The sequence below is a fragment of the Ureibacillus massiliensis 4400831 = CIP 108448 = CCUG 49529 genome, from assembly GCF_000772965.1.
In the GTDB taxonomy this organism is placed as follows: Bacteria; Bacillota; Bacilli; order Bacillales_A; family Planococcaceae; genus Ureibacillus; species Ureibacillus massiliensis.
In genome coordinates this window covers 1-11888 of the sequence record NZ_JPVQ01000066.1, presented here as the reverse complement: position 1 = coordinate 11888, position 11888 = coordinate 1, and the positions used below count along the sequence as shown (strand labels likewise).

15 protein-coding genes are annotated in these 11888 nt (G+C 31.2%); all 15 read left to right on the top strand.

All coding sequences use genetic code 11. The features are described from left to right. Positions 1-290: 290 nt before the first annotated feature. The 15 genes from CD30_RS17955 (at position 291) to CD30_RS17885 (ending at position 11834) form a co-directional block, all read left to right on the top strand. Positions 291-575: a hypothetical protein gene (locus CD30_RS17955; protein ID WP_036180105.1), complete on the top strand. Its 285-nt coding sequence runs from the start codon at positions 291-293 to the stop codon at positions 573-575. 170 nt (positions 576-745) lie between these two features. Further along, positions 746-1063 carry a hypothetical protein gene (locus tag CD30_RS17950; RefSeq protein WP_036180102.1) on the top strand — a complete coding sequence of 106 codons (318 nt, stop codon included), beginning with the start codon at positions 746-748 and terminating at the stop codon, positions 1061-1063. A 322-nt stretch (positions 1064-1385) separates the two neighbouring features. Beyond that, complete coding sequence (locus CD30_RS17945) at positions 1386-2741, top strand: sensor histidine kinase (protein WP_036180099.1); 1356 nt, start codon at positions 1386-1388, stop codon at positions 2739-2741. 12 nt (positions 2742-2753) lie between these two features. Further along, positions 2754-3425 carry a response regulator transcription factor gene (locus CD30_RS17940; RefSeq protein WP_036180096.1) on the top strand — a complete coding sequence of 224 codons (672 nt, stop codon included), beginning with the start codon at positions 2754-2756 and terminating at the stop codon, positions 3423-3425. 44 nt (positions 3426-3469) lie between these two features. Further along, the gene (locus CD30_RS17935; RefSeq protein ID WP_248574046.1) at positions 3470-4006 is read left to right on the top strand and encodes a CueP family metal-binding protein; all 537 of its coding nucleotides are present in this window, start codon (positions 3470-3472) and stop codon (positions 4004-4006) included. Positions 4007-4071: 65 nt separating this feature from the next. After that, complete coding sequence (locus tag CD30_RS17930; protein WP_036180093.1) at positions 4072-4806, top strand: urease accessory protein UreH domain-containing protein; 735 nt, start codon at positions 4072-4074, stop codon at positions 4804-4806. Positions 4807-4907: 101 nt separating this feature from the next. Beyond that, positions 4908-5489, top strand: a complete 582-nt coding sequence (locus CD30_RS17925; RefSeq protein ID WP_036180090.1) for a YdhK family protein — start codon at positions 4908-4910, stop codon at positions 5487-5489. A gap of 187 nt (positions 5490-5676) precedes the next feature. Continuing rightward, complete coding sequence (locus CD30_RS17920) at positions 5677-6855, top strand: D-alanyl-D-alanine carboxypeptidase family protein (protein ID WP_036180088.1); 1179 nt, start codon at positions 5677-5679, stop codon at positions 6853-6855. Positions 6856-7228: 373 nt separating this feature from the next. Beyond that, positions 7229-7894: a thioredoxin domain-containing protein gene (locus CD30_RS17915; RefSeq protein WP_036180117.1), complete on the top strand. Its 666-nt coding sequence runs from the start codon at positions 7229-7231 to the stop codon at positions 7892-7894. After that, positions 7887-8327 (top strand): disulfide oxidoreductase, encoded by a 441-nt coding sequence (locus CD30_RS17910; protein WP_036180114.1) that lies wholly within the window; start codon positions 7887-7889, stop codon positions 8325-8327. Before CD30_RS17915 ends, CD30_RS17910 begins: the two co-directional genes overlap by 8 nt. A gap of 40 nt (positions 8328-8367) precedes the next feature. Beyond that, on the top strand, positions 8368-9078 hold the full coding sequence (locus tag CD30_RS17905) for a cytochrome c biogenesis CcdA family protein (RefSeq protein WP_036180086.1): 711 nt from the start codon (positions 8368-8370) through the stop codon (positions 9076-9078). A 42-nt stretch (positions 9079-9120) separates the two neighbouring features. Next, the gene (resA, locus tag CD30_RS17900) at positions 9121-9663 is read left to right on the top strand and encodes a thiol-disulfide oxidoreductase ResA (protein WP_036180084.1); all 543 of its coding nucleotides are present in this window, start codon (positions 9121-9123) and stop codon (positions 9661-9663) included. 276 nt (positions 9664-9939) lie between these two features. Further along, on the top strand, positions 9940-10332 hold the full coding sequence (locus tag CD30_RS17895; protein ID WP_036180081.1) for a hypothetical protein: 393 nt from the start codon (positions 9940-9942) through the stop codon (positions 10330-10332). 210 nt (positions 10333-10542) lie between these two features. Continuing rightward, positions 10543-11064, top strand: a complete 522-nt coding sequence (locus CD30_RS17890) for a VanZ family protein (RefSeq protein WP_052126305.1) — start codon at positions 10543-10545, stop codon at positions 11062-11064. 50 nt (positions 11065-11114) lie between these two features. Beyond that, positions 11115-11834 carry a ZIP family metal transporter gene (locus CD30_RS17885; protein ID WP_235802090.1) on the top strand — a complete coding sequence of 240 codons (720 nt, stop codon included), beginning with the start codon at positions 11115-11117 and terminating at the stop codon, positions 11832-11834. Positions 11835-11888 lie beyond the last annotated feature (54 nt).

Genomic DNA, 11888 nt, shown 5'->3' with positions numbered 1-11888 from the left:
TAAAATCAACATTTATTAGCGATTTATATAAATTATTTTTGACAATACGGAAGGTTACACGGGAGGGAGATATATTAAAAGAGGTTTTTTCATTAACGGGTGGTTAGTTGTACTAGAAATAGGTGGTTTTTAAGAACGAGGAAAAATCAAAGTTATTCTATTAAAGGGCGCATTTCTTTAATAAGAAATGCTCTTTTTCCGTTTAAGGGCCATTTAACGGAATAAAAGATTTAAATAAAACTGGATATCTATGTTAACATTTAGGTGAGATTTTAAGGAGGTGGTTTAGTATGGGTATGTTAGGGATACTAGGGTTCCTTTCTCTCGTATGTGCAATGTTAATCGTAAAAGATGAAAAGAAGTATAAGCCTCTAATCAAAGCTTGTGGATTAAAGGACAATCCTAAATTTGCTACAACTTATTACTCTATAATTGGTTTATTACTAGTAATTGGCTCATTTATTTCAGATAGTTATATAAGTGAATTTATCATCCCAGTATTTGTGTTTACTTTTTCAGTGTTAATGAGTGCAATTATAATCATCAAAAAATCGAATAAACAAGAAACTTTTTAAAATTTATCCGAAACTGTTATTCAACTAAAGGGCACAATTCTGCAACAAGAATTGTGCTCTTTCTTTAGTTTAAAGTCCATATAATTTAATAACTTAGTTAAAGGAATTTGGAAATATTATGATAATATTAAAGGAAATTGTGAACTATAAATGACTGGGGTTGAGATTTAATGAATAACAATTCTTATAATATTGTCGTACATATTGTCAATTTAATCCTATTGGGAGCTATCGGTTTTATTGCATTTTTTTCTGTGGTAAATATTAGCCCCCCAATCCAAGACCCTATCTCTGACATGTTTTCATTCGGTTTTCTTGTTTTCCTGCTCGTCATGTGGACAGTTAATTACTGGTTCCAATTCAAGAAGAAAAAATGGATTCTGCCAATGGCTGGAACCGTCTTTTACATCGCTATCGCTTTGTTCGTCGGGGGAGTAGTCATGCCATTCCTACGCGACATAATAGAAGCTCAGTTATTATTGCATTAACGGCTGGTTAGTGTAAGAAGAATGAAGTGATTTTAAGGTTATTATAGTTATTCCATTAAAGGGCGCAATTGTGGAGCATCTCAGATAAACAATAATTGAACTTTATAATAAAACTTATACTTATCTCTGTTAGATTAGAATCTATTTTGACTATTCTTTTTACAAAATGGATTCTTTTTTTATCATAAATTATTAGATTTTAAGTAATTTTTGTTCAGAATTATTTCAAAGCAATAAATAAACAGTTAATAATTTAAACATCTGCATAAATTCTTCATATTTATTTTTTATACTATTTTTCATGAGAGGAGAGAACTCTTAGTTGAATAAAATCTCTACAAAATTAGCTGCTGCCTTTTTTATAGTTGTGTTTATTATGGAGTTATTTCTAATGACCTATCTTCATCAAAATATGATCCATACCAGAGTAAATGAGGAATTTTCAAGATTACTCTCTAATGGCACCAATCATAGAGATGTTCTGGTTGAAAATTATTCTAATACTACGATTGAGCACATTGTAATGATGGAGGAAAATGTAGACAGAGAAGTAATGATAACTAATAACAGAGGAGAAATCATTAACAGATCATCAGATAGTGTTCTAGAAGAGTTTCACACTCTGATTATGAACCTTGAAAATACAGAAGATAGTATAGTTGTTTCAGATTGGAGAAATTCCCCCTATATTGTTAGTGCACATCCTTATCATGTGAATGACGGAACTTCTGGTTATGTCGTTATGTTTCAAAGCACAGCCTCTATTAATCAAATGGTAAAAAGTGAAAATATGCATTTTGTTATATCTGGTGTTACTGGTATTATCGTTTTATTTATTGTATATGCGGTTTTATCTAAAATACTTACAAGACCATTATTAAGAATGAAAGAGGCAACTGAGAAAATTAGTAAGGGTGATTTTAACGTAAGTTTACCTTATTTAGGAAAAGATGAACTAGGCGATTTATCTAGTTCTATTCAGAAGTTGGCAAAAGATTTAGCACATCTAAAGAATGAACGAAATGAATTTCTTGCATCCATTTCACATGAATTAAGTACACCACTTACCTATTTAATTGGCTATTCAAAAGTTGCCATGAGGAAAGGTTTAACAGAAGAGGAACGTGCGCATTACCTTGAAATAATTGCTGAAGAATCGGAAAGAATGAGAGAATTAGTAAAAAATTTACTTGATTTGGCGAGAATGGATGAAACAACATTTACTGTTTCAAAGGAGCACTTTTTTGCACGATCATTTTTTGAAAATGTATGTAAACTCGTTATACCTTCATATGAAATAAAAAATATCAAATTGAACTTAATATGTGATGAAGATTTACAAGTATATGCGGACCCAGTGCGATTAGAGCAAATAATACTAAATTTACTAGATAATGCTCTCAAATATTCAAATCAACATTCAGAAGTGTCATTAAAGGCTCAAAAAAGTAAAAATAAAACGATTATTTCAGTTATAGATAATGGTATTGGGATTCCGCTAGATGAAATTGAGTTTATCTTTGAGAAATTATATAGAGTGGAAAAATCACGTTCACGGTTATTCGGAGGTTCTGGAATAGGTCTTGCTGTTGTAAAAGAACTAGTAGAAGCACATAGTGGAACAATCGAAGTGAAAAGTAAACTGGGTGAAGGTAGCGAATTTAGGATAACGATATAAAGGTAGGATTAGATGAATACTATTCTATTGGTTGATGACGAACAAAGAATGTTGGATTTGATTGAATTATTTTTATTACCCTTAGGAATGAAGTGTATTAAGGAAACAACTGGTATAAATTCTGTTGAAATTATCGAGAAGGAAAAAGTTGACCTTGTTCTTTTAGATGTCATGATGCCTGAAATGAATGGATGGGAAGTTTGTAAAGCAATTCGCGAATTTTCAAATGTACCCATTATCATGTTAACCGCAAGATCGGATAAAGCCGATTTAGTAAATGGGTTAAATATTGGTGCGGATGATTATATTACAAAACCTTTTGATGAAAGGGAGTTGGTAGCAAGAGTAAATGCATTATTGAGAAGGACTTCTGATTCTGATAAATCTACGATTACTTATTTCGATTTTACTTTAGACTGTGATACCTATTCTTTACACTATCAGGATTCAACAGCCCAACTAACTTTAAAAGAATTTAATATTATAAAAGCATTGATTTCTAGACCCACGAAAACATATACAAGAGAAGAATTATTAGAAATTGCGTGGAATTACGAAGCGGATACAGATATTCGAACAGTTGACTCACATATTCGGAACTTAAGGGAAAAACTTAGAGAAGCTAAATTTCCTACAGAAGAATTTTTAAAAACAGCCTGGGGAATTGGATATAAGTGGAATTAATAAGGAGCAACCAAATAATATATATGAGGTGATTGAAATTGAAATTGAAATTTAAAATGTTAACTGTATCTTTATTTTCTGCATTAATTTTAGTTGCTTGTGATGGAGAAAATGCAAATGAAGAAAGTAACGCGGAAATAAAAGAAACAGACAATATTAAGGAATTGGTTCTTAATTATAGTGAACGTACTTTAGATGCAAAATCTGCATCTATCTCATCGGAGCGATTGATTGTGACAGAAAATGACGGTCAAGAAGTAATTTATGAATTACCGAAAGATGAATTTTTCATTTCAATTGCACCGTATATTAACCAAACACATCCATGTGAAATACATAGTTTAACTAGTTGCCAAGGAGAACTGGTAAATGAACAATTCGATGTATCTATTGTGGATTCTAACGGTGACGTGGTTTTAGATGAAACATTACAAACACAAGTAAATGGATTTATCGATTTGTGGTTGCCACGTGAACAAACATATCGTATAACAATTGAGCATGAAGGAAAGAAGGCAGAGACTGAGTTTTCTACTTTTAAAAATGATGGTACATGCATTACAACAATGCAGTTAATTTAAATTAAAAGAACCTTCTTAGGTTCGTTGTGATATTTGTAAAAAAGTAAATTGAGGGTGAATGTTTAATGTATAGTATATTGTCTGATTTTAGTTTAACCATAACTGAACCGATCTCAATGTTCTTGAATTCTTATAAACATTCAGCATTTATTGTTGCAATCCTTCTTGGGTTGATTGGAGCATTTGCGCCCTGTCAATTGACAGGTAATATTAGTGCTATTACCTTATATGGAAATCGTACAATTCGGATGGATAATAATTGGGGAGAAATCATTTCCTTTATTACTGGAAAGGTTGTAGTTTATAGTCTTATTGGTTTGTTCGCATGGCTTTTTGGGCAATCTTTTGAAACGAGAATAACTGAGTATTTCCCCATTTTCCGTAAAATTATTGGGCCTTTAATGATCATTACAGGTCTAGTGTTACTTGGAATAATGAAATTAAAGTTTCTAAATAAAGTAAGCTTGCAAATTCCAACGAGTTTAAAAGAGGGGAAAATAGGCTCATTTCTTTTAGGTGCTAGTTTTGCACTTGCCTTCTGTCCAACCATGTTTGTTTTATTTTTTGTATGGTTAATGCCTACAGTTGTTTCTACTTCTTATGGGCTCGTATTACCAGCAATATTTGGAATTGCTACATCAGTTCCATTAATCATTATTCTTGGCCTTATTTGGTATTTTGATATCAAAGGGTACATTATGAAGAAAAGTATGAAAGTTGGAAGATGGGTCCAAAAAGCTGCTGGGGTTATTCTTATAATCATTGGAGTACTCGATACTATTACATATTGGGGAATATAAAAGATAATAAATTCTAAATAATTAAGATAAATACGCAACACTGCATAGTTTTTGCATTATTTCTGTTTATAATAAACCTCAAAAACAATAGGAGGGTTAACATGGTAAATAAAATAACGGTTGGAGTGATCTCACTAACTGCCATATTAACACTATCAGCATGTTCAGGTAATGTTGAATCACCTCAAAATGATGTCTTGGAAACAAGTCAGGGAACGAATGAAAGTAAACAAGGGATGGATCACTCGAACATGAATCACTCTGGATCGGGCGAGGTTCCAGAGGGTCTAAAAGTTGCAGAAAACCCAACATTCCCTATTGGAAGTAAAGCTATTATACGAGCGGATCACATGCAAGGAATGGAAGGTGCAGAAGCTACAATTGTTGGTGCATATAATACCACTGTTTATACTGTCTCCTACACACCTACAGACGGTGGAGACCCTGTAACAAATCATAAATGGGTGGTTCACGAAGAATTAGAAGGTGTAGGTGATGAACCTGTGCAACCAGGAACAGAATTAAAAATCAATGCGGACCATATGACAGGTATGGAAGGAGCTATAGCAATAATTGATTCAGCTGAAGAAACAACAGTTTACATGGTGGATTACACATCAACTACTGGAGAAACAGTAACAAATCATAAATGGGTAACTGAAAGTGAATTATCCTTTGAATAAGTATATTTTTTAAGGAGAAAGCTATGATTCCTAAGCTTTCTCCTATTTTAAATGATAACGGATATTACTAACTACTTAATAAATAATTTCATTATTAAAAAATCAATTACATAATTGTTAATTGCATAATTTCTGCATATTTAAACTCTATGATAGATTGGGTAAATAATTATGGGGAGAATTAAGTATGGCAATTAACAACAAGAGGAAAATAGGGATAACATTTATCATAATCATAATAATTACTGCATTCTTAAACTCAATAGCATATGCTGAATCGAATATTGAGAAACCTAGCATTCAAAGTGAGTCGGCTATATTAATTGAAGAGAAAACGGGTCGTACTTTGTATGAAAAAAATCCAGACCAATTGATGAACCCGGCTAGTTTAACAAAGATTGCAACTGCTATATATGCAATTGAAGAAGGAAATCTTGAAGACATAGTGACAGTTAGTAAAAATGCTAGAGAAGTAGAAGGTACTAGAGTTTATTTAGATGAGGGTGAAAAAGTCCCGTTAAAAAAACTCATACAAGGACTACTTATTAATTCGGGAAACGATGCGGCGATCGCAATTGCTGAGCACTTGGACGGAACAGTAGATAAATTTGCAGTTAACTTAAATCAATATCTAAAGGAAATTGGGCTTCAAAATACCAATTTTGTTAATCCACATGGATTGTACCAAGTAGAGCATAAAACCACAGCACGTGACCTGGCTAAAATCACACAACATGCCATGAAAAATGAGATTTTTCGCGAAATGTTTGGGGCAATAGAGCTGAAATGGGATGGTGAGTCGTGGGACACTACTCTTTACACCCATCATAAATTAATGAGGGAAATTCCATATCAAGGGATAACTGGTGGAAAAACAGGCTATGTTGATGAGTCTGGAATTACTTTAATTACAACCGCTACAAGAGGGGACCTATCAGTTATTGTAGTAACGTTGAACGCCCAAAATGATGATGTTGCATATCAGGATACAGTAAATCTACTTGACTATGCTTTTAGTAATTTCAAAATAATGAATATAGAAAAAGGAACATCATATGAAATTAACAATGCTGAATACAAAACTGATGAAACACTAAAATTTACAGTTTCAAATAATGAAACAATTAAATACAACGTTTCGAATGAAGGAATTCTAGAAATAAAAAATGAAAATCAAGAAGTGATTGCGAGTTTTCAATTAATAAATGATAAGGAATCAAAAGGAAATGTAAATGCCGTAAAAACAAAAGACTCTGAAATTGAATCGGTTGATAGTAAAAATTTCATTAATCTTATTTTGGTTGTTTTTCTTTTTATATCACTATTTTTTTACTTTTTCAAAACAAGAATTGTTAATTCGAAATAAAATAACTCAATAATAAACTTGGATATAATCATCTACTTCAACTTCTTTCATTGAAACAATATTGCCCAAATAATACATATAAGTAATAAGGACACAAAATTGTCAATCAAACATTCAAGTAAATGTTAGATTAATTTGTTGAATTTGTTACAATCATGGAGAATATGTAAAGGAGTGAAGTATTATAGAAATTCATATTTTGGAGTTATAAATTAAAATTAAGATAAAAGGGAAATTTATTAGTTTTCATATGAATGGTTCTATAGATTTATGCTGATAAATTCTAAGTTTAGATGTAAACCATTCATATATTTGAAAACGCTTAACATTATTATTATTGGTTAAAGGAGTTTTGATTTTGAAATATTTTAATATGAAATTTACAGTAATCCTTACATTAGTGTTAGTAGTATTAATCGCTGCTATCGTGGTAATAAGTAATAATCAAGCCCCTAAAGAAACAGAAATCGTTAGACAAGAAGTAGATATAACTGGTCAGCCTCTATTAGGTGAAGAAGATGCACCAGTAACTGTAGTAGAATTTGGGGATTTTAAATGTCCTTCATGCAAAGCATGGGGAGAAATGATATATCCTCAGCTCGTAGAAGATTATGTTTTAACAGGTGATGTTAAGTTTTCTTACGTAAACGTTTTATTCCATGGAAAAGAGTCTATTCTTGCTTCGTTGGGAGCTGAATCTGTATACAAACAAGATCCAGAAGTCTATTGGGATTTCCACAAAAAAGTATTTGCAGCACAACCAGAAGCAGCTAATCACGATGACGTATGGGTAACTACAGAAAAACTACTTGAACTTGCTAGTGAATATCCATCTATTAATCAAGAAGTATTAAGACAAGATCTAGAAGAAGAACTAACGATGGAACAAGTCAATATTGATAAAGATTTATTTATGAAACATAACGTATCTCAAACACCTACTATTAAAATCAATGGAATTACAATGGAAGACCCATTTGATTATGAAGCAATAAAGGAAGTAATTAATCAAGAGTTAGGATTAGATGAAAATGAGTGAAGCAAACAAAAACAGTAAGAAAGTATGGATACTATACTTTGCATGGATCGTCTCGGTTGTTGCTACACTAGGAAGTTTGTATTTTAGTGAAATTAAAGGATTTATACCATGTGATCTTTGTTGGTTTCAGCGAATATTCATGTATCCCTTAGTGATTATACTAGGGATTGGAACGTTTCAAAGTGATATTTCGGTGAAGAAATTTGTATTACCTTTATCTGTTATTGGAGGTACTATTTCAATTTTCCATTACCTAGAACAAAAAGTTCCGGGTTTTGGAGGTATAAAGCCGTGCGTTAGTGGTGTTCCATGTAGTGCTCAATACATCAATTGGTTTGGCTTTGTCACAATTCCTTTTTTAGCATTAATTGCTTTTACATTGATAACTATTTGCATGATATTCCTATTTTCTAAAAGGACTAAAGAAAATTAAAAGACACTTCTACTATTAGAAAGGAAGGGTGAAAGTTTTTTTGTTTGAACAAGTGAATTTACTCCTTGCTTTTGGAGCTGGGTTATTATCATTTTTATCGCCGTGTTCATTACCACTATATCCAGCATTTCTTTCTTATGTTACTGGGATGTCTTTAAATGAATTAAAAGAAGACAAGGGCATTTTAAATAAAAAGGCAATGGGACATACCCTGTTATTTTTACTAGGGTTTTCTATTATTTTTATGGCTTTAGGATTCTCAACTTCTTTTATTGGTACACTTTTTATCCAATATCAGGATTTACTAAGACAAATTGGGGCAATCATTATTGTCTTTTTTGGATTAGTAACTTTAGGGGTTTTTAGGTTTGATATTTTACAGTCAGAAAAAAGGATACAGTTTAAAAAGAAACCTAAAGGATATTTAGGGTCTGTGATCATCGGTATGGGATTTGCTGCAGGCTGGACACCCTGTACAGGTCCAATTCTAGCTGGAGTTATTGCTATGGGAATGTCAGACCCAAGCCGAGGAATGTTGTATATGCTGTTTTATGTACTAGGTTTCTCTATTCCATTTTTAATCATGTCACTATTTATAGGGAAAATGAAATTTCTCCAAAAAAGAAGTGGTCTGTTTTTAAAAATAGGTGGTGTCATTATGATTTTCATGGGTGTCATGTTGTATTTTGATTTGATGACAAAAATCATTGCATTCTTAACCCCATTCTTCGGTGGTTTCACAGGGTTTTAACTACAAAATTTCACTTAAATGTAAGGTGGGATCTATTCTATTATGGACAAAAAAAGAAGAAGATTTTATTTTCGCCTACTTATATTAGCTGTTTTGTGTGGAGCAATAGTTTTTACCATCTACAGTAGTTTTACTAAGGAGAAAAGAGAAGTATTACAAGTAGGTGACAGTGCGCCAGATTTTGAATTGGTTGATATGAACGGTGAGACACATCGACTTACTGAATATAAAGGACAAGGTGTATTTTTAAACTTTTGGGGTACATGGTGTGCACCATGTGAACGAGAGTTTCCAATTATCGAACGATATTATCAGGAATATCAAGATGAAGGTATTCAAGTATTGGCTGTTAATATTGCAGAATCAGATTTTGTCGTTCAAAACTATATCGAACGCAAAAATTTATCGTTTCCAGTAGTAATTGATAAACAGAAAAGTGTCATGAGTGTTTATAATATTAATCCGTTACCTACCACATTCTTAATTAACCCAGAAGGAATAATTGAAAAAATTATTACTGGTGAAATGTCAGAGACACAAATTAGGAATTACATGGAGCAAATCATGCCAGCTAAATCTTTATAATTATTTAACTCTTTTCAGGGTTGATTTTTAAAGTCACGGAAAAAGGAATACAGTTCAACAAAAGGACTAAAGAATATCTTGGTTCTATCCTAAAAGATTATTTCATTATTAACATAGTTTTCAAAGTGTTACAGAATTTTGGAAAAAATAGTTCGCTATAAATTCCCTTTAGTTGAAAAGTGATGCTAGACCTTTTATATTTATAGAACAAAAGATAAAGTTAACTTTCCGGTAGTTTAATTTAAGTAGACTAACTATATTGTGAGGGAATTTATTATGGGAATTAAATTCAAGACTTTATTTGAGTTTCAAATCTTTGTAGAAGAAGATACTACTTCTACAAATCCTTATCAAGTGAATGTTATCTTTTCTGGTGATTTTGACTTCTATGAGCAACTTATATTAGTCGCTAAAAGAGACAAGGTTGTTTTAACGGGTCGTCCTGCTCCATTTACAATGAAACTACTGTTTAGAACAAAGTATTTGTATTATTTAGAGCAAAGATCAAATAAAAAATTGAATTTCCTTTATTGGCGGTTGGAAGATATTCTTGCGAATAAGAAAGAGCTTCTAATTTTTAAAGATAGAGATTTTGTAAATGAATTTCGTGAAGCTCTTATAGTTTATTTAAACCGGTTTGCAAAAGAAGTAGAAGAAGGTAAACTTTAATATTTTTTAGTTAATGTATTAGTGTTAAGTTTTATATAGACAGTAAGTATTTAAAGAGATTATATAACTTCTAACAAATGACTTAAAATGTTAGAAGTTTTTATTTCTAATTAAAAAGGTTGGAATGAATAATTTTGACATTATTCTATAATGAGTAATTTTTATTAACAAATTCTCCTTAAATCTATTATTTACGAAAAGGTGTAGGAATTGGGTTATTTTGTAGATTTTACTTTATTATTTTTGGTTTATATATCCTTATACTACAGAAGATGGAGAAATAATCCGGGAAATACATTTATAATTAAAACAATTATGTATGTATACATTGTAATGGTGTTATTTGTAACCATAATGCCATTTACAATACCTTTAAATGGTACTAATATATTATTTATGGAAACTGCTAATTTCATACCATTCAGAGATCTAATGTTAAAGTATGACGGAGCTACTAGGGAAATCTATTTAAACATTTTAATGATGCTGCCTTTTGGATCTTTATATCCACTTATAAAGAAAAAAGGCTTGTTTACGACCATTATAGCAACATTAACTTTTAGTTTTTTCATAGAATGCTATCAATTAATCAGCGTATGGTGGAATTCTGCTTCGACAAGAATATTTGATGTGACTGACTTAATTACAAATACAATAGGTGGTCTTATTGGATATATTCTCTATTTAATACTAAGTCTAATAACATCAAATAATAAAAATAATTATTCATAAATCCATTTGAATAACCATATCACTAATTAAAACCATTGAAAGGTGTTTTAGTGGAAATATTGTTATTTGGATTCCTTTACTCTTCATTAGGATTTTTAATTGGTGGAGCAATTGCATGGCTTTTTAAGGAGTTTAAAGAGAAGATAAGCATTATTAATGCAGTATGTGCGGGCCTAATATTTGGCTTAATAAGTATAGAAATTTTCCCTAAAGCTATTGAATTAGGGGGTTGGTTCATAACAATAGTTGGAGTTACTATTGGAATGATTATATTTGAACTATTACATAAAGTATCGCAGCACAATCAGATGAATAGGAATATATCAAAGGAAAGAATATATAATCGTGTAGGTTTATTACTTATATTGAGCTTCTCCATTCACAATTTCCCTATGGGAATTACCCTAGCGACTAGTCAAGAATATGATTTTACAATTTCTCTTTTACAAACAATTCTATTTCATAACATCCCTGAAGGCATTATTTTATACACACCACTAATAATGATGGGTATAAATTTCTTAAACGGAATTTTAATATCATTTTTTGTATCAGTACCAGTCGCTTTAGGTTTCTTTATTGGTAGTTTTGTGGATTTAAACCACCCATTTATATCCACCTCCTTAATTAGTTTTACTGTAGGTATTATTTTAATGGTTACAGTATCTGAAATACTATTGCCAGTAATGGAAAAATCCACATTGCATAGAATATTGATTTATACATTAATCGGAATAGGAATTATGGGAATTTATTTAAAATTATTTTAATAGCACTTCTTATTTTCGGATTGACCATTATTGGTCAGTCTTTTTTGTTTTTAA

Excerpts from the sequence above, each read along its gene's own strand:
- CD30_RS17930 (WP_036180093.1), top strand. The coding sequence starts at position 4,072 with ATGTATAGTATATTGTCTGATTTTAGTTTAACCATAACTGAACCGATC.
- CD30_RS17915 (WP_036180117.1), top strand. The coding sequence starts at position 7,229 with ATGAAATTTACAGTAATCCTTACATTAGTGTTAGTAGTATTAATCGCT.
- CD30_RS17925 (WP_036180090.1), top strand. The coding sequence starts at position 4,908 with ATGGTAAATAAAATAACGGTTGGAGTGATCTCACTAACTGCCATATTA.
- CD30_RS17895 (WP_036180081.1), top strand. The coding sequence starts at position 9,940 with ATGGGAATTAAATTCAAGACTTTATTTGAGTTTCAAATCTTTGTAGAA.
- resA (WP_036180084.1), top strand. The coding sequence starts at position 9,121 with ATGGACAAAAAAAGAAGAAGATTTTATTTTCGCCTACTTATATTAGCT.
- CD30_RS17920 (WP_036180088.1), top strand. The coding sequence starts at position 5,677 with ATGGCAATTAACAACAAGAGGAAAATAGGGATAACATTTATCATAATC.
- CD30_RS17910 (WP_036180114.1), top strand. The coding sequence starts at position 7,887 with ATGAGTGAAGCAAACAAAAACAGTAAGAAAGTATGGATACTATACTTT.
- CD30_RS17950 (WP_036180102.1), top strand. The coding sequence starts at position 746 with ATGAATAACAATTCTTATAATATTGTCGTACATATTGTCAATTTAATC.
- CD30_RS17940 (WP_036180096.1), top strand. The coding sequence starts at position 2,754 with ATGAATACTATTCTATTGGTTGATGACGAACAAAGAATGTTGGATTTG.
- CD30_RS17955 (WP_036180105.1), top strand. The coding sequence starts at position 291 with ATGGGTATGTTAGGGATACTAGGGTTCCTTTCTCTCGTATGTGCAATG.